Source organism: Neobacillus drentensis (assembly GCF_036965425.1).
Classification (GTDB): Bacteria; Bacillota; Bacilli; order Bacillales; family Cytobacillaceae; genus Neobacillus; species Neobacillus drentensis_F.
The window spans coordinates 1-17,960 of record NZ_JBALPP010000135.1; the positions used below are offsets into that span (position 1 = coordinate 1).

The window sequence follows — 17,960 nt, forward strand, 5'->3', positions numbered from 1 at the left end:
CTGCGGGAGTACGGGGCAGGGGAGACCCCGCAGGCGCTGTAGCGCCGAGGAGGCTCCCCGGCACGCCCGCGGAAAGCGAAGCGCCTGGAGCGCAAATCAACAGACAACTTTAACACAGCCTTTATAAAAAACAAAAAAACCCCGCTCACGAATGAGCAGGGAACATTGAAAAACAGTAAATCAAATGGTAAAACAAGTGTACCATACAATTCGAGAATGTCCTAATTTCGGCAAGTTGTGAAATTCGAGGAGATATAGACATTAGGTTGAAACAACCGTTAGAGCATCCGCAAACCTCTTAATTCCTTCATTTATCAAATCTTCTTTTTCCCTCGCAAAGGTAAACCGGGCGAATCCCTTTTCCGTCCCCATGGTTGTTCCAGGAACATAAATGACTCCCCTTTTAATCGATTCCTCTAACAACTGGGTTTCATTAAACTCTTTTTTGATCTTGCACCACAAATGAATGCCGCCCTCTGGGATATGAAATTCGACCTGATTTTTTAAAAAGCTGAGAAGGCTGTCAACCATTTGGTCTCTTCGACTTTCTAACTGCTTCACTAAATTCCTGATGTGGGATTCAAACTCCTTTGATTCTAAAAAATCATTGGCAATCCATTGAGAGTAACTGGCATGTCCGAAGTCGACCTGGTGTTTGGCATCTGCCAGCCTTTCGATTACCGCTTTTGGTCCGATGATCCAGCCGATACGCAATCCTGACGCCACTATTTTTGTCAGGGAGCTTATATATAAAACATTCCCATGCTGGTCTAATGATTTGAGCGTTTCGATTTTTTCTCCATTGAAAGAGGTTAGGCTGTACGGATCGTCTTCCACGACCGGAATCCCATATTCAGAGGATAATTCAAGGATCCTTTTTCTCCGTTCGACGGGCATGAGCGTACCTGTGGGATTTTGAAAAATAGGATTCAAAAAAATCATTCTAATTCTATGCTTTTTATATAAAGTGGTAATGTCATCTGGGTTTATTCCGTCCTTGTCCCCTTTTAAATAATAGGTTTTAATTCCCGCTGATTTAAATACAGGCAGATTGTAGTGATAGGAAGGATTTTCAATCGCCACTGCGTCGCCTGGTTTTAGCAAACATTGAACCACCAGATGCAAGGCCTGCTGTGCTCCCGATGTCATTAAGATCTTAGATGGATGAGTTTCGATGCCGCGAAACTGTTTTACATGATTCGTAAGGGTCTGCCGGAGAATCGCATTCCCTTGCGGATGGTCATAACCCAAGGTTCCGATAAAGGATCGGTTGGCCGTAATCTCTCTTAGAGAAGTCAGCGGAAACAGGTCCTCAGACAATTCCCCGCTCGCTAAATTGATGAGTTTATGGTCTGCCATTTCTTTATGGATTCTTTGCGTGACAGGCACATTCGGCAGAAACGACCCAGCCTCAATATATCTGTTCCAGCTAGGAATCCGTTTTTTGGCCATCCCCCAAATATCTTTGCTGACGGTTGTTCCGCTGCCTCGATTCCGATCGATGAGTCCGTTGGATTCCAGTTCGTCATAGGCCGCAACGACGGTGCTTCTGTTTACACCAAGCTCCTTCGCCAAACCTCTTTCCGATGGCAAGGGCTTATCATGCGGAAATGTCCCATCAGCAATCCCGTTCTCAATATACATAGCAAGTTGTTTATAAATGGGTATTTTCGATTCTCGGTCCGGTTTCCAATCCATTTGCTACATCCTCTTTAGTTAGGTCTTTTTATAAATATTGTATACTTTTTCATTTAATTATTCAGTGTAGACGTAAACTAGGTCACTTTTTAGATTGAAGTTAGCCTCTATTTGCGGAGTTATCGGATTTATCGGCGAATTTAGCAGGTTTATCGGCGAATCTGAGGATTTATCGGCGAATTTTCCAATTTATCGGCGAATTTGGAGCATTTATCGGCGAATCACTCAAAAAAGAAAAACCGCCTTATCAAGGATAGGCGGTTTATTGCGATAAACTTAATATTTAGGATTTTCACCAAAACGATTGTCGCCCTGGCTGTCTTGGCACAAGAATACAAGCATAATAATCCAGCCGACTAACGGAATGAGCCCAATCAACTGCATCCATCCGCTTCTTCCGGTATCATGAAGCCGGCGCGCTGTAACAGCTAGCGTTGGTAACAATAAAGCCAAACCATAGAGTCCCGTTAAAACATTATTAAGGCCTAGGACATTTTCTATAACCGCAAGAATAATGTCAAAGATGAAATAGAAAAGCATAAACATCCAATATTCCTTACGGCGTGCTCTTCCTTCGAAGCCAGCATAATTCTTGACTACTTTCAAAAACCATTCCATTCCAATTAACCCCCTTGGAAATTTCTCTCAAAAATATTAATAATTACAATACTAAGTATATCAGGTTATAAGAATATTATGTTAGGGAATTTTGTTGTTTTATGAGAGTTATTGTCTAAAGATGGCGAAGGCAAGTTACCTGAGCCAGGCTCGCCGCCTGGCTTTTTCAAAGTGACCGATAAGTTTTTATCAAGCCTTAGGTTTGGTTAGAATTCCGCGACCTTGGACCGGAAATCCGCGAAACTTTGATTTGATTCCGCGAATCTGGATCAGAATTCCGCCGATCTAAACTGGAATTCCGCGGATTACTCTATTATTTCCGCAAGGTGTATACACCACGCCTAACTAAAAAAAGAACAAATCCAAATGAATTTGTTCTCTTTAAGAGATATTAATTATTGATTAAAACGTCCGCGCTGACGAAGTAATTCGCGGTTTAGGTTAGGATTTACTTCAAAGGCTGCACGTCCATGAAACCAGAAGATATTGTTAACAACAACTAAATCCCCGACTGGAAGTTCGAGCTCTGTAACACTCTCATCGGTTTCCAATGAATGTGAAAGGTCACGAAGGTATTTAGCTTCTTCAATGGTTTCAGGACAAACAAATTGGTCGATGAAACATGCACCAGGCTTATTATTGTAATTGAAGAAGGTTAAGCGCTGGATTTCTTGATCTACATTTTTACTAGATGGTGCTTTGTACGTAAACTTATGGTTAGCTAATGGATGAGTTACAAACTTATCAAGGTCTTTCCAATCATCAAGGTGTAATAATCGGGATTCACCACCCCGGGCATTTTCCTCTACCATTTTCATCATTAACAGCCAATCGGTTGGCTCATCTACAAAGGTCCCATCCGTATGAAGAGTGAATAAGCGATAGGCTTGACGAAGATAGGAGTCACTGTTATCGGTATGTTTGACAGAAAAGCGTGCGTAATATTTACCGGACATCGAATCAAAATTTGATGAACCTAACAAATAAGAAATAGCAGTGGAGAAAATAACGTATTCATCTGTATCCTTCGTAACACCATCCAAGCCAATCGTAAACCCGCCTGATTCACGGTCATGAACAATGTTTTGCAGTAACTCGCCGAATTCTTCACCGACTTGATCTAATAGCATGGAAGCGACAATAAGACGAGCATATGGTGTATATTCTAAATGCTGGACAGAGTAGCTTTCTGCTTTGACGGCATCTAAAAATCCTTGAATTGCCTCTTTTGAAACTTGAATGTGGTATAGACGATCTGTTTGTGGATGAACGTTCACTTCATACATTTTTGTTTTTGTCTCAAATTTTCCTCTTTGCTTTACTACGATTGCCATTTTTCATTCCTCCAGTTTTGTGTAAGATTAGGTAAAAATATGGAAACCAGGGAATATAAAAAGCCAGCTGCACAAAGTTCCCTTAAATAGCAGGGACTCCATGTACAACTGGCTTTATTCACTTCACAGCTCTATGGTAAATAGAGTCACAATGAATTAGCAGTTAATTGTATTTATATTTCCTGTTTCCAAGTATTTATAATCTATCCACGGTTCTGAAAGGGTGTTATATCAGAAGGCGGAAGTATTAGAAATATTTTCTATTATTAGTATAATTTGTATATAATAGATTGTCAATTAGTTATTTTATAAGAATTATTATACCTTCTGTATTTCTTCTGTTTTTATTTGATGGAAATGTAGGCCTAGATCCTTTAACGCCGCAACAATAGCATTCGTCGCCTTGCCTCGGTAGTAGGTTTCAATTTCTTCGATGGCATCTTCTACTCCATCTTTTAAACTAATGCCCCTTAATAAACGGCCAATAAAGTCGCGCCCATGTTCGGTTGCTAGCGTACAAGACGCTTCTAATATCACACCATACTTAATATCTACTTCAGCCGTAATCGTTAACGTATCGAAGACACTTTTCGCTGCCATTCCTTGTGGCAGACGCGCGTGGCCTGCAATAAAAATTGTTTTTCCATTTAGCATAATGGGTCTACCTCTCGAAAGAATTATTTAAACGAATGTAGCTTCCTTTAAGTTCGCTTGTTCTGGTAATCTATTCACAACTTCTTTTCCAATTTCGATGGAGGCCGTTGCAGCAGGAGATGGCGCGTTGCATACATGGATCGTTCGTTTTCCTTGAATGATATGGAAGTCATCCACCATATTTCCATCGCTCCTCAATGCTTGAGCACGGACTCCTGCAGGTGCAGGAATCAAATCATCTTCTTGGATTTCAGGAATCAGTTCCTGAAGGCTCTTTGTAAATTGTTTCTTGCTGAAGGAGCGAATATATTCATCCAGCCCCTCCCTCGCAAACTTCCCGGCCATTTTCCATAATCCAGGAAAGCTTAATGATTCTATTAAATCCTTTGCATTAAAATCTGTCTTTCTGTATCCTTCCCGTTTAAAGCTAAGCACAGCATTTGGTCCTGCATCGACTTCACCGCTGATCATTCGGGTAAAATGAACCCCCAGAAACGGGAACTTTGGATTCGGCACCGGATAAATTAAATTTTTTACTAGATAGCGCTTTTCTGGTTTTAATTTGTAATACTCGCCTCTAAAAGGCAAAATCTTCATATCTGTTTTATATCCTGCTGCTAACGCTACACGATCGCTGTGAAGCCCAGCACAGTTAATGACCATTCCCGCTTTTACTGTTCCGCGATTCGTTTCAATGATTACTTGATCCGACTCCTCATGCATTTTCTCCACTTTTGTATTTAGACGAATCTCTCCGCCACTCTCTCGGATAATTTCGGCGAACTTTTCACTAACTTGTCTGTAATTTACGATGCCGGCCATCGGAACACGGATTGCGCCTAATCCATTAACATGTGGTTCAATATCCTTTAATTCATCTGGACCGATTCTATGAATGGCTAATTCATTTTCCAGCCCTCGTTTATATAAATTTTCAAGAAGCGGTAATTCTTCTTGTTTCGTTGCAACGATTACTTTTCCGCAAATATCATGGTCTATTCCATGTGTTTGGCAGAATGCAGTCATGGATTTACTTCCTTGGCGGGCAAACCGAGCTTTGAAACTACCAGGCTTATAATATATGCCTGAATGAATCACACCGCTATTATGGCCTGTTTGATGTTCCGCAACACTGGATTCCTTCTCAATGACGACTACCTTTGCATTGGGAAAACGCTGATAAATGGCCATCCCTGTTGATAAACCCACAATTCCTCCGCCAACTATTGCAAAATCATACATTTTCAATAGGACCCCTTTCCGATTAATAGTAAGAATTACATTGGATCCATATAAACAGTCTTCACTTCTGTATAAAACTCAATAGCCGCTTTTCCCTGCTCGCGGCTGCCGGAACTGGAATTTTTAACTCCGCCAAAAGGCATTTGTGGTTCTGCTCCCGAAGTTTCCGAGTTAACATGTACAAGTCCTACTTCGGCGTCTTCAACAAAGCGGCGGGCCAATGTCAGGTTGTTGGTGCAGATGGCTGCGCTAAGACCATATTCCGTCTCATTTGCCATCTCCACTGCTTCTTCGTAATCTTTGACTTTAAATAAGGCAAGAACTGGACCAAAAATTTCTTCACGGGCAATTCGCGCGTCACGAGGCACATTTTCAAAGATTGTTGGTTTTACATAAAAACCATTTTTTAATTCTTCCTCTTCCGGAATCCCTCCACCACAAAGCAGTGTTGCTTCTGATTTCCCTGCCTCGATCATTTCGAGCACACCATCAAGCTGTGCTTTTGATACGGCGGGCCCGATAACTGTTCCCTCATGAAGCGGATTGCCAATGGTTAATTCCTTCGTCCGCTTTACAAGCAGGTCGCGAAATGACTCGTAGATCCCTTCTTGGACAATCACACGACTAGTTGCTGTACATTTTTGGCCGGTAGATTTAAAGGCTCCGCCTACAGCTATTTCAACTGCTCTATCAAGATCGGCATCATTTAAAATAACAAGCGGATTCTTCCCTCCCATTTCCATCTGTACCTTTTTCCCGTGTTCTACAGCCTGCTTTTGAATCTGCTGTCCTACTTGGTTCGAACCGGTGAAAGAAATCGCTTTTATATCTGGATGTTTCACCAATTCATTCCCAATAACAGAGCCTCTTCCAAAAACACAATTAAGGACACCTGCTGGCAGACCTGCTTCATCAAAAGCTTTCATGACGTAATAGACAGATTTCGGCGTTAAATCTGCAGGCTTTATCACCACTGTATTTCCATAGATAAGTGCCGGTGCCATCTTCCATACAGGGATGGCAATAGGAAAATTCCATGGTGTAATTAATCCAACAGGACCTAAGGGTGTACGAGTCGTATACAAAAATGTTTTCTCATTAGCGGACGGTATGACGTCTCCAAGCGGCTGCCGTGCTTCAGCTGCAAAATATTCGAGGATGCTTACGGCGCGATTAGCCTCCCCCATCCCTTCCGAAAATGCTTTTCCCTCTTCCTTAATGAGATCGCGTCCTATTTCCTCTATGTTTTCTTTCAAAAAAGCCGCAGCCTTTTGTAAATAAGCTGCCCTTTGTTGAATGGAGAGTTTTTTCCAAGCTGGAAAGGCATTTTTTGCAGCGGCTGCCGCGTCGTGTACATCAGCTGCGGCACTGGATGGGAATTCCCCTAAGCTTTCGCTGTTATGTGGACTTAGGTTTTCTTTATATTCCTTTGTAGACGGCTCTTTCCATTGTCCGTTAATGTAATTTAAATGACGCATCCATAAATCCTCCTAAAATCATCTATTATTCTCTTTTTCACCTTTTCCTTTATGCAGGATTACTAATATCAGCATCATCATTCACACTAGCAGCGGTTTTCCTTGTCACCACACTTACACCTAGCGTTACAGCAATGTTGATCAGCAATACGGCTAATCCGATATCCAAATCCTTAATGACATTTGGCCAAGACGGGAATAACGTTGCGAGTGACGTTTCGGCAATCGTTGAATAGATTACGAGAATACTACCAACAATCATTCCAGCAAAGGCCCCCTGAACGGTAACGGGATTCTTTTTCCAAAGACTAAAAAATAAAGCAGGAAATAACTGAACCATAAAGCTATAAGACATAAGATACAGCGTAAGAATGGAGTCCCCGCCATTAAATGTAAAGAAAAGTGTCACAAGCGCTATGATCGGCACTAGCATTTTCGTCAGCTTGGCCAACTGTTGATCTGTTGTATTTGGTTTCCATACTTTATAGATATTTTTAGAAAGAATCGTTGAAGTTGCCGTTAATACCAATGAACTTGGGATAAGGGCGGCCATTGCTCCAGCTGCCCCAATTAAACCAACAAACCAAGGGTCAAAAGATAATTTAGCCATTTTAAATAAGGCTAGATCTGTATCTGGACCTTTTAAATCTGGGACTTGAATAACAGCGGAAAAACCGATAAGCAAAGAAAATACAATGATAATTTGATAAATAGGCATAACCCCTGCATTTATCCGGAGCGATTTTCCGCTTTTTGCAGAAAATATTCCCGCCATCATATGTGGAAACATATAAAAAGCCAGTGCTGTCATAATCGTTGCCGAAACAAACCATGAAATACTCAATCCCTGTTCAGGGAATATCAGAAATTCCTTTTTAGCTGTATGGATTGCTTCAAACATCGGCTGTATGCCGCCGTAATAATGAAAAGGAAAATAAAAACCCATAAAGACCACAACACCCAAGATCAAAATATCTTTAATAATCGCTGTCCATGCGGCCCCGTGCATCCCAGATACCGTTACATAAATGGTAACAGCAATAACCGCTGCGACGATTGCCATCTGAGGAGAAATAGAACCATAGGACGCTTCCGATACAATAATTCCTAATCCTTTTAACTGCATCACTAAGTAAGGGATAACGGCAACAACACTTATGATCGCTACGAGAATACCAAGTGCCTGACTGTTATACTTTTTTTGGTAAAAATCTGATTGGGATAAGACTTTATTTTCCTTGGCATATTTCCAAATAGGCGGAAGCATCCAGTAAGCGATTACAAAATAGAAGCAATTGAAAGCGTATAGGGCGGGAGGCATACCAGATCGATAAGCACCACCACTTGCTCCTAGGAAGGTATAAGTCGTAAACATCTCACCCGCTAATAAAAAGAACATCAATAGACTTCCAAAACCCCGTCCCCCGACAGACCACTGCTCCATATTCATTTCTTTCCCTTTACGGGCTTGCAAACCTAACCAAATACAAAGAACCAGGAAAAAGAGGATAACTAGAAGGGCTGCGTTCATCGTTATTCTTCCTCCCTATTGGCTGGATCGAACTTAGCAGCAACGATCAAGAACAAAGACGTCAGACCCACCCAGCATATAGCCCAAAAAAGCACAAATGGCAATCCAAATATATAAGGTTCCACCCGATTGATGACAACAAGTGAACCCAAGGCTGGTATTGTAGTTAATAGAAAAATCTTCTTCATATTTCACCATCCTAGTTTAAAATACATAAATGTCATACATTTAAACGATATGATTTATTTGGATAGCCGTTGTTTGAACCTTCTGACAATTAAAAGTCTATTACACTACCTTATCAGGCTGTTCATTTGAAAAGACCGTTGCATCGCTTTTCTTTCTAGTAAATTTAAAATAGTAAAAAACATAACAAGCGGCAACAAAGCCAAATCCTATATACAGTGAAGTCCGCTGGGCTGCATCGAATGCGGTAAACACAACGATCCCTGCGCACATGATGAGGCACAAAATTGGAAGGAGAGGAAAGAAAGGTACTTTAAATTTTAAATCCTTCAAGCTTCCTCCATCCGCAATATATTGTTTACGGAATTTATACTGTGCAAGAGCGATCGCCATCCATGTAACGACTCCTCCAACCCCGCTGATAGCCAGCAGCACCACAAATAGAGTTTCCTCTGCTATGACACTAGTAAGCAAAGATAGTAGGGCAAAGACGAGTGTAACAAGCAAGGCATTCATGGGCACACCGCGTTTGTTTATCTTTCCGAACACACGAGGGGCTTGCCCGCTTTGGGATAGGGAAAAAAGAATTCTCGTACAGGCAAATAAACCTGTGTTCCCAACGGAAAGAATAGCCGTTAAAATAACGAAGTTCATTATATCCGCCGCATAAGGAATACCAATCATATCGAATACTGTTACAAACGGGCTTTCAAGTACACCTGCTTTTTTCCATGGAACAATGGCTGATAAAACAAAAGTTGCCAGCACATAGAAAAGTAAAATGCGGACAATGATACTCCGGATTGCTTTTGGGATACTCTTTTCGGGCTCCTCTGTCTCCCCTGCTGCAACCCCCATGATTTCCGAACCCATAAAAGAATAGACGACTGTCATGATTGATATAAATATACCGATGAATCCCTTTGGAAATAATCCATCACCAATAAAGTTTGAAAGGAATGGAGCAGATTGCCCTTTGATCGAAACCAATCCGAATATTGCGGCCCCTCCAACCACGATAAAAAAGAGTACGGCCAATATTTTTATGGCAGAGAACCAATATTCCATCTCAGCAAAGCTTCTTGTTGTCAAAGCGTTTATTCCGAATAAAATCAGGGTGAAAACGGCGCACCACACCCATACTGGTACATCAGGAAACCATCTGGCCATGAGCAAACCGGCCGCTATAAATTCTAAACCTACATAAATAGCCCAGCTTAACCAGTAAGTCCAGCCGATCATAAACCCAGAAGCAGGGCCGATAAAGCGCTCTGCATGGGCCTGAAATGAACCGGAGACTGGCATCACTACCGATAGCTCTCCAAGACAAACCATGACCATGTACATAAGTAAACCGCCGAATAAATAGGCCGTGATCGCCCCCATAGGTCCAGCCTGACCAATCGCATACCCGGACCCTAGGAAAAGACCAGTACCAATGACTCCACCTATAGAAAGCATAAATAAATGTCTGCTTTTCATCGAACGTTTTAATTCTTTTGGTTGACTTCCCTGTTCTGGTTTCATCCAATTCCCCCTTTATTTTCTCTATCCATATAAAGCTTATCTGACTGCTGCTTTTTCAGACGGATCAGCAAACTCTAATAAATCACTGACTTCTGGCTTAAAGATTTCATACGCAACATCTCGCTGATATCTGTTTTGTTTCTTCGCTTCTGAAAATAGTTGAATCGTATTTTTTCGGCATAGCTTTTCAATATCATCCATTACAGCCTGCGGGTCTGGTTTGACCAGTCCAAAAATCACAGCGTCATAAAATCTGATCGCCCCTAGGTTCGCAACAAAATCATTGACGATGTCAATTCCTCTTTGTTTGATGATTTCATCTCCTTCAGAAGAGATTGGGATATTAGCTGCTTCCACAATCAAGCTGGCTTTTACTGTATCTGCATTAGATTGGTTAATAACATCCTCTAACGCACACGGGATGAGAATATCACAATCTACATCCAGCCAGTCGGTGTTTGGCCTTACTGTATAGTTCGGTTCAAAATAATTGGTATCCATCTCGCCATATACATTCTTATGGTCAATAAGGGTTTGAATATCCAACCCTTCTTCACAGGTGACTAACAGGTTGGCATCTGAAATTCCGACGATTTTATAACCTAATTGAGATAGTTTTAAGGCGCAGCTTGCTCCTACACAGCCGAAGCCTTGGATGACAACCTTCGCTCCGTCCTTGCCATTTTTAAACTTCCAAGCTTCATCTGCCGAAAAGGCAACACCATATCCTGTAACAGCATCATTTAAAAGCAAGCCATCCATTCTTGTTTTCATCAGTCCATCAAAATCCTTTATCCCTTGAAGAATCGCAGGATCTTGTTTCATTGATTTTGTTAGAGGGATATCGATGCCGAATTCGTTAAAGATTTGGAGGACATCTTCATATTTCGTACCAAGATCACTTCCTAAAGATACGCCGCTATCGATATAAGGCATCATGGCAATTAAAAATCTTCTTAAAACGGCATAGGCATCTGGAGCTTTGTAATCATACTTAATACCCGCTTTACATCCACCGGTCGTTCCGCTGTCACTAGCTACGTACTTATAAGCCATTGCCTGGGCTAATCTCTCTACCTCTTCTTTGGTTACGGTCGGATGCATTCTCGTGCCGCCGCCTGTATATCCCTTCACGAAATTATGAACTACAAGCCACCCCTGTGCATCCGTTTCCGTATCATTCCACTCGACAACTAAATATGGTTTAGTCAATCCAATCCCTCCCAACGATTTATCCCTTCACGGTAAGTCCCTATTCAAACCAGCCTATTGGCTTTGGCTCCAAATGAATGTTAATCTGTTTCGTTTCCTGATATTCGTCCAATCCGTACGTACTAAGGCTTCTGCCGATGCCGCTTTGTTTGTAGCCTCCCCACGGCGCTTGAATATTCGTGAGATGGTAAGCGTTCACCCATGTAATACCGGCACGGACCTTTTTGATAACTCTTATTGCCTTGTTATGATCTGTAGAGAAAACCGCCCCTGCAAGTCCAAAGTCTGTGTCATTGGCGATCCTGACAGCTTCTTCTTCACCTTTGAATTTCTGAATGGCCACAACGGGACCAAAGATTTCTTCTCTGACAATCCGCATATCGCTTGTTACATGCGTAAAGACAGTAGGTTCGATGAAAAATCCCCTATCCAGCCCATCTTTCTCTATTCGATTACCGCCAAGAACAAGGTTCGCTCCTTCTTCTTTCCCAATCCGAATGTAGTCTAGTATACTTTTAAAATGCTTTTCGCCGACAATGGCACCCATTTGGGAATGTTCATCATTTCCGGGACCAACCCTAATCGCTTTTGCCTTTTCTACAAATTTCTCGACAAAGGTATCGTAGATTCCCTCTTGGACAAGAAGACGGCTCCCCGAAGAACAAACTTGCCCTGAGCCCAGAAAAATGCCAAATAGGGCATAATCAACGGCTGTTTCCAAATCCGCATCATCAAAGATAATGTTCGGAGATTTCCCTCCTAACTCAAGGGACACTTTTTTCAAATTACCTGATGCCGCCTGCATGATCCGACGGCCGACCTCTGTACTTCCAGTAAAGGAAACAATATCTACATCATTACTTTCGGCAATCGTCTGACCCACAACTGATCCGACTCCCATAATGAGATTCGCTGCCCCTTTTGGCAAATCGGTCTCATCCATAAGCTCAAACAATTTTACCGCTGTCATCGGAGTAATTTCCGCCGGCTTTAGAAGAATGCTATTACCCGCCGCTAGTGCCGGTGCAATCTTCCAAACACTCATCAATAAAGGAAAATTCCATGGAACAATCAATCCGGCAACACCCATTGGTTCCTTCACGATTAATGTCTGTATATCCCCGGAAGCTTCATATGATTGGCCATTAGGCATCGTAAGCAGACCTGCATAATAACGGAATGTAGAAGCGGCTTCCTCTACATCTGACTGTGCTTCTCTTCTCGTCTTTCCGTTATTCTGTACTTCCAGATCCGTTAACACATCTATGTTTTCCTGCAATTTATCAGCAATTTGAAGTAAAACGGCCGCCCGCTCCTTTGGTGATTGACCAGACCATACAGCGCTTTCAAATGTTTGCTTTGCTATTTTAATAGCTTCGTTCGTTTCTTCTTTTGTTCCTAGCGGAGCCCTGGCAATGACTTCCTGTGTGGCAGGATTAATAATTTCCATTTTTTCCGGATTACTAGATTCAACCCAATTCCCGTTCATATAATGTTTCAATTCTATTACCAAAGCTTTGTTCCCCCTATCAGTAGGCTTATGGTCTAACAATGGCTGAAGTTAGGAAATTATCCGTGTTTTGGACGGAATGATGCAATATATTCATCTGAATCCTTGTATTCCAAAACTCCTACTGCCTCTACATCTACTACAACCATATAAGGTTTATTGCTTTTGACTGCATTTGCTAATCCTTCTTTAAATTCTTGGACCGAGCGTACTTTCTCAGCTTCAAAGCCCATTGATTTTGCCATCATGACGAAATCCGGGTTTTTTAAGTCAACGGATGTGCGTCTGCCATATGCTGCTTCTTGGTAGTATCTTAAGATTCCGTAACCGCCATCATCGAATAATAGGATAATGATTGGCGCATCTTCCTGAATCGCGGTGATCATCTCACTAGAGTTCACCATAAATCCACCGTCACCGGCAATCAGAACGACCTTCTTATCCGGCTGACCGATTTGGGCGCCAATTGCCATTGGCAAGCCTTGTCCAATTCCACCACCGGTCATGTAGAGATAATTCCTTGGTTCGTAAATATCAAACAATTTATTCCCCCAAGTGTATCCAGGGATGGTCACGTCCGTCACCAAAACCGTATTCTCGGGCAGCAGTTCACGCATGATATCAGCCACTTCACCATATGGCCCAATTTGACTGCGGAGGTCATCACGAACACCTTGACGGGCAGAATTCACTTCATCCACATAAGCAGGATCAGGCTGGATCTCCTTATTTGCCAAAATACCGTTGATCTCTTGTAAAACTGCCTTGGCATCTCCAACCAATGTGTACAATGTATCAAAGTTGCGGTTAAATGCATTTGGATTCAAATCGATATTGATATGATTTTCAGGTATCGGAAGTGTCCAGTTATATGTTTCCCCGCCACGGAACCGGACCCCAATACTAATAAGAAGATCCGACTTTTCCAGTAGTTCCTTTACTTGTGATGTGGCCGCAAAGTTGCCGATGCAAAGCGGATGATTTTCAGGAATGGCTCCTTTACCGGACTCGCTTGTAATGACAGCAGGCTGTATGTTATCTACTAACGTTTGGAGTTCCTCTGACGCCCCTGAAGCAATCACTCCATGTCCTGCCCAGATGACTGGTCTTTTTGCTGAAGAGATTTTTTCCCCAATATCAGCCGGAATGTTGATTTTCACTTTTGGATCTTGAACGGTTTCCACTTCAATCAATTGATTATTTGGAATGATCTGCGCCTGAAAATTCGTTGGAATGGAAATCGTTACCGGACCTGTAGGAACAGTCAACGCCTCATTGATCGCTTTCCTAATAAACGGTGTGATTTGCTTTGGCCGCTTCAACAAATGGGCGGATTTGTTTGCACCGTCCATCATTTTCAGCTGATCCTTGGCTTCGTGAATATAACGTTGATCTGTTCCAATATAATTGGAATCAGCCTCCCCGGTAATGTGCAATAATGGCGTTCCTGAGTTCCATGTTTCCGTCAATGCCCCTGCGCCGTTCCCTGCTCCAGCACCAGTACTTGTTAAAACAACGCCCAATTTCCCTGTAGCACGTGCATAGGCATCGGCCATGTTGACTGCTCCACTTTCACCGCGGGCAGTGACCATACGGATGCTTCCTTCACGCAGCATCGCATCATAAATCGGCAAATTGTGAATACTGACAATCCCGTATACTACTTCCACCTCTGCTAGTACAAGCTCTTTTACAATTGCATCTGCAACCGTGAATTCTGTTTGATAGTTCATTGTAGTGTCCTCCCATATCTAATCATATTTCTTAGAAGCTTATCTTCACTGGCCATTGATGGCGTTTTCATAAAGATCGTGGAAATATTTCATTGCATACTCAGTCGGAGAATAAACCCCATACTTGAAGGCATTCGTGTGGAAACCCTTCTGCAATAACTCCACAAGGTCGAAATCCTCTTCTCTTACCTGATCCACGAAACGAATCAGCTCTTCCTGCTCTTTACTAATTTCGTCTGATTTAAAGTAGTAGCTATAGATAGCCAGCGTTTTATCCGCGGCCAGCGGTAAAATTTGGCTTGTCGTCATATTTCCCTCTTTTCCAGGATAGATGCTCACCATCAAGTTTGGCCACACCCAATAAAAATTGGCGTGATCTCCTTGATCTTCTTTTGATTTGTTAGTTAATTCTGAATATTGACACGAGAAATTGTCATGTAAATCGATATGGTAATTTTTCATGTCAAAGGTTTTTGAAAACTCAGGGTGTGCAATCTTGCAGTGGTCGCACTCCAAATAGTTATCAACAACCGCTTTCCAGTTAGCATCTATGACTCTTTGTGTGACACGAATCTTTTTCAATGAATCTAGGAATGTGTATTTTTCCAAACTGGCCATGAAATCCCCATAGGTTTCTGCCATTGGTCTTGCATCCGGATTCAAATTGATAAAGATCATAGACTGAAATACTTCAAGTTTCACTTTCGTCATACAGCTATGGTTTCCTAATTCATTCGAAGTAAAGTTTGGCGCTTTATTCAAATTTCCGTTTAAATGGAAGGTCCAGCCGTGATACGTACACGTAAAAACCTTTTTATTTCCGCACTCACTTTTTTCCACTATCGTCCCTCTATGTGGACAAATGTTGTAAAAGGCATTTAATTCATTGTTTTTATCCTTGCTAATGATTATCGGCTGATCGGCTATATCAAAAGTGAAGAAATCCCCTGCCTTCTCCACTTGGCTCAGATGTCCTGCAAAGATCCAGCTAGATTGGAAGATTTTCTTCTTTTCCTCTTCAAATATTTGCGGACTCACATAATGATCGTACGGAATCGTGTGCTCCAAGGCATAATTGGTTTGTAACTCTTTCATTTTGCCATTCCCCCTTCTAACATTCAAATCCCTTAAGATGTGGTTTTCATAAAATATATATTGCAAATTCCATGCCAACTGACTTTGTTCATCATTACTGCGTATTAGAGGATTTTAAAAATTGAAATTGAGTTTATTTGCGTTCAAAGCTTCCAATATAAGCATCTTGCCACACTCATTTACAGTTCAAAATATTTAGACTATTATAGGGTGTGAAGTGATAAAAATCACACTTACAAGGGTTATAAATCTTTTCTGAACACAATTGTGCTCAGGTTGAGTTCGATCACACTCACATGATGTTTTCGGGAGGCCAATCATGACATTATCCAATATTTCAACCGATTTAGATTTAAATTTGGAAACGCTTATTAAAATTTTGGATTATTCCTCTGATGAAATTTTTGTACTGAATAAGGATAAGAAAATTATTTATGTAAATGATGCCTGTAAGAAGCATTATGGTTTAAATAAGGAAAACGTTTTAGGAAAAGTAAGCTTGGAATTAGTGAACGAAGGCTATTGGTATCCTTCTATTTTCCCTGATATATTGGAAAAAAAAGAGCCGATTTTAATGAAACAAACCACAATCCTCGGTGCAGAGCTGCTTACTTCCGCCGTCCCTATTTTAAATGATAATAAGGAAGTAGAATTGATTGTAACAACCGCAAGGGAACTGCAGAGCTACAACATGCTGAAGGTAAGAGAAAAGGATTCAAATCACAGAAAAGAAATGGATGATCCATTCGGCAGCATCATGACAAATAATGAAAAGATGAAAGATGTACTGAAATTTGCCAAGAAGGTGGCGGCCGCACACTCTACTTTATTGATTCTTGGTGAGTCCGGAACAGGTAAAAGCATTTTGGCCCAATATATTCACGAAAACGGCAGCAGAAAGAACGGACCCTTTCTAACCGTCAATTGTGCTGCTATCCCTGCTGATTTAATAGAATCCGAGCTCTTTGGCTATACTCCGGGATCTTTCACCAATGCAAGCCGTTCCGGAAAAAAAGGGATACTTGAAAGTGTTGATGGGGGTACACTGTTTCTTGATGAAATAGGGGACATGCCTTTGCCTCTTCAGGTTAAAATACTGCAAGTCATTCAGGAGAAAAAGTTCATTCCTATTGGCGGGAATAAAGAAAAGAAAGTGGATATCCGCATCATTGCCGCAACCAATAAAGATTTAAACACAATGGTAGAAAATAAAATGTTTAGAGAAGATTTATATTATAGGCTGAACGTCGTTGATATTAAAATGCCTCCGCTTCGCGAAAGGCAGGAAGATATCGTCCCGCTCATCTATAAATTCATATACAAATTTAATCGAATCCATGAAATGAACAAATTTATTTCTAAAGATTGCCTTGAATGGCTTACCCATTATCCTTGGCCCGGAAACATAAGGCAATTAGAAAACCTGATCGAAAAGCTTGTTATTGTAAGCGATGAGGTCATCGGTATTGATGACCTGCCCGAAGGCATTTATAACCAAGGACTTAAGCAAATGGAAAACAGTGCCCCCGCTTCCCTTCATGAAGCGATTGAATTGGCAAAAAAAGAGATGGTTCGTAAATCTTATAAGCTGAATAAAAGCTCTAGGCGTGTAGCCAAGGATTTGCAAATCAGCCAAACGTATGCGGCCAAATTGATTAGAGAGTATTGTCAGGGGTTGCCTGTCGATTGAACTAATTTAACCATGTGACAGAAAGCCTGCTGGTAACCAATTTTAAGAAGCTCTTCACATCCTGAGGGCTTCTCTCTATTTATCTCCGAAAGGTGACCGTGACCGATAAATTTAAAACATGCCGCAGATTTGGTTAGTATTCCGCGAATCTGGACCAGAATTCCTCCGAATTGAACTAAAATTCCGCAAATAACCCTATTATTTTCGCAAAAACCCATCCTTAGCGCCACTTTTTAACAAATTTTTCCCGAAATACTAGCAAACTATGGTAAAATATTAAGAAAAAAGAGAGATAGAGGTGATTTTTACAAGATGAAGAAAACGATTGTTCGCACGCTGTCGACAGCAGCGCTTTTTTCGACGCTTTTTGCTGGATCCGCCCTCGCCGATACATACAAAGTTCAAAAAGGTGACACCTTATCAAAAATTGCCTCGAAATATAATACGAGTGT

General features: G+C 41.5%; 14 protein-coding genes. 1 reads left to right on the forward strand and 13 read right to left on the reverse strand.

Features of this window, described 5'->3' with window-relative positions; all coding sequences use genetic code 11:
- Window positions 1–261: 261 nt before the first annotated feature.
- The 13 genes from V7161_RS26350 to V7161_RS26410 all read right to left on the reverse strand — a co-directional run bounded on the left by V7161_RS26350 (window position 262) and on the right by V7161_RS26410 (window position 15,818).
- Window positions 262–1,698: a PLP-dependent aminotransferase family protein gene (locus V7161_RS26350; RefSeq protein WP_335715770.1), complete on the reverse strand. Its 1,437-nt coding sequence runs from the start codon at window positions 1,696–1,698 to the stop codon at window positions 262–264.
- Window positions 1,699–1,974: 276 nt separating this feature from the next.
- Entirely contained in the window at window positions 1,975–2,316 is a 342-nt protein-coding gene (locus tag V7161_RS26355) for a DUF805 domain-containing protein (protein WP_335715771.1), read from the reverse strand.
- A gap of 395 nt (window positions 2,317–2,711) precedes the next feature.
- Window positions 2,712–3,650 (reverse strand): glutarate dioxygenase GlaH, encoded by a 939-nt coding sequence (gene glaH, locus V7161_RS26360; RefSeq protein ID WP_335715772.1) that lies wholly within the window; start codon window positions 3,648–3,650, stop codon window positions 2,712–2,714.
- A gap of 318 nt (window positions 3,651–3,968) precedes the next feature.
- On the reverse strand, window positions 3,969–4,304 hold the full coding sequence (locus tag V7161_RS26365) for a DUF3870 domain-containing protein (RefSeq protein ID WP_335715773.1): 336 nt from the start codon (window positions 4,302–4,304) through the stop codon (window positions 3,969–3,971).
- A gap of 27 nt (window positions 4,305–4,331) precedes the next feature.
- Window positions 4,332–5,546, reverse strand: coding sequence for an L-2-hydroxyglutarate oxidase (gene lhgO / locus V7161_RS26370; protein WP_335715774.1), 1,215 nt, complete (start codon window positions 5,544–5,546; stop codon window positions 4,332–4,334).
- Between the two features lie 35 nt (window positions 5,547–5,581).
- Entirely contained in the window at window positions 5,582–7,024 is a 1,443-nt protein-coding gene (locus V7161_RS26375; protein WP_335715775.1) for an aldehyde dehydrogenase family protein, read from the reverse strand.
- A 49-nt stretch (window positions 7,025–7,073) separates the two neighbouring features.
- Entirely contained in the window at window positions 7,074–8,555 is a 1,482-nt protein-coding gene (locus V7161_RS26380) for a sodium:solute symporter family protein (protein ID WP_335715776.1), read from the reverse strand.
- A gap of 2 nt (window positions 8,556–8,557) precedes the next feature.
- Window positions 8,558–8,743, reverse strand: coding sequence for a DUF3311 domain-containing protein (locus V7161_RS26385; protein ID WP_335715777.1), 186 nt, complete (start codon window positions 8,741–8,743; stop codon window positions 8,558–8,560).
- 100 nt (window positions 8,744–8,843) lie between these two features.
- Window positions 8,844–10,268: an amino acid permease gene (locus V7161_RS26390; RefSeq protein WP_335715778.1), complete on the reverse strand. Its 1,425-nt coding sequence runs from the start codon at window positions 10,266–10,268 to the stop codon at window positions 8,844–8,846.
- 36 nt (window positions 10,269–10,304) lie between these two features.
- Window positions 10,305–11,480 carry a Glu/Leu/Phe/Val family dehydrogenase gene (locus tag V7161_RS26395; RefSeq protein ID WP_335715779.1) on the reverse strand — a complete coding sequence of 392 codons (1,176 nt, stop codon included), beginning with the start codon at window positions 11,478–11,480 and terminating at the stop codon, window positions 10,305–10,307.
- A gap of 40 nt (window positions 11,481–11,520) precedes the next feature.
- Complete coding sequence (locus tag V7161_RS26400) at window positions 11,521–12,969, reverse strand: aldehyde dehydrogenase family protein (protein ID WP_335715802.1); 1,449 nt, start codon at window positions 12,967–12,969, stop codon at window positions 11,521–11,523.
- 80 nt (window positions 12,970–13,049) lie between these two features.
- Window positions 13,050–14,723 carry a thiamine pyrophosphate-binding protein gene (locus V7161_RS26405; protein WP_335715780.1) on the reverse strand — a complete coding sequence of 558 codons (1,674 nt, stop codon included), beginning with the start codon at window positions 14,721–14,723 and terminating at the stop codon, window positions 13,050–13,052.
- A 45-nt stretch (window positions 14,724–14,768) separates the two neighbouring features.
- Window positions 14,769–15,818, reverse strand: a complete 1,050-nt coding sequence (locus V7161_RS26410) for an aromatic ring-hydroxylating oxygenase subunit alpha (RefSeq protein WP_335715781.1) — start codon at window positions 15,816–15,818, stop codon at window positions 14,769–14,771.
- Between the two features lie 319 nt (window positions 15,819–16,137).
- Here V7161_RS26410 and V7161_RS26415 point away from each other — a divergent pair, with 319 nt between their 5' ends.
- The gene (locus V7161_RS26415; RefSeq protein ID WP_335715782.1) at window positions 16,138–17,508 is read left to right on the forward strand and encodes a sigma-54 interaction domain-containing protein; all 1,371 of its coding nucleotides are present in this window, start codon (window positions 16,138–16,140) and stop codon (window positions 17,506–17,508) included.
- Window positions 17,509–17,960: the final 452 nt, after the last annotated feature.

Bases quoted from the DNA above. Each gene is read 5' to 3' on its own strand.
- V7161_RS26415 (WP_335715782.1), top strand. From the start codon at position 16,138: ATGACATTATCCAATATTTCAACCGATTTAGATTTAAATTTGGAAACG.
- V7161_RS26405 (WP_335715780.1), bottom strand. From the start codon at position 14,723: ATGAACTATCAAACAGAATTCACGGTTGCAGATGCAATTGTAAAAGAG.
- V7161_RS26355 (WP_335715771.1), bottom strand. From the start codon at position 2,316: ATGGAATGGTTTTTGAAAGTAGTCAAGAATTATGCTGGCTTCGAAGGA.
- glaH (WP_335715772.1), bottom strand. From the start codon at position 3,650: ATGGCAATCGTAGTAAAGCAAAGAGGAAAATTTGAGACAAAAACAAAA.
- V7161_RS26410 (WP_335715781.1), bottom strand. From the start codon at position 15,818: ATGAAAGAGTTACAAACCAATTATGCCTTGGAGCACACGATTCCGTAC.
- V7161_RS26390 (WP_335715778.1), bottom strand. From the start codon at position 10,268: ATGAAACCAGAACAGGGAAGTCAACCAAAAGAATTAAAACGTTCGATG.
- V7161_RS26375 (WP_335715775.1), bottom strand. From the start codon at position 7,024: ATGCGTCATTTAAATTACATTAACGGACAATGGAAAGAGCCGTCTACA.
- V7161_RS26350 (WP_335715770.1), bottom strand. From the start codon at position 1,698: ATGGATTGGAAACCGGACCGAGAATCGAAAATACCCATTTATAAACAA.
- V7161_RS26365 (WP_335715773.1), bottom strand. From the start codon at position 4,304: ATGCTAAATGGAAAAACAATTTTTATTGCAGGCCACGCGCGTCTGCCA.
- lhgO (WP_335715774.1), bottom strand. From the start codon at position 5,546: ATGTATGATTTTGCAATAGTTGGCGGAGGAATTGTGGGTTTATCAACA.
- V7161_RS26400 (WP_335715802.1), bottom strand. From the start codon at position 12,969: ATGAACGGGAATTGGGTTGAATCTAGTAATCCGGAAAAAATGGAAATT.
- V7161_RS26380 (WP_335715776.1), bottom strand. From the start codon at position 8,555: ATGAACGCAGCCCTTCTAGTTATCCTCTTTTTCCTGGTTCTTTGTATT.
- V7161_RS26385 (WP_335715777.1), bottom strand. From the start codon at position 8,743: ATGAAGAAGATTTTTCTATTAACTACAATACCAGCCTTGGGTTCACTT.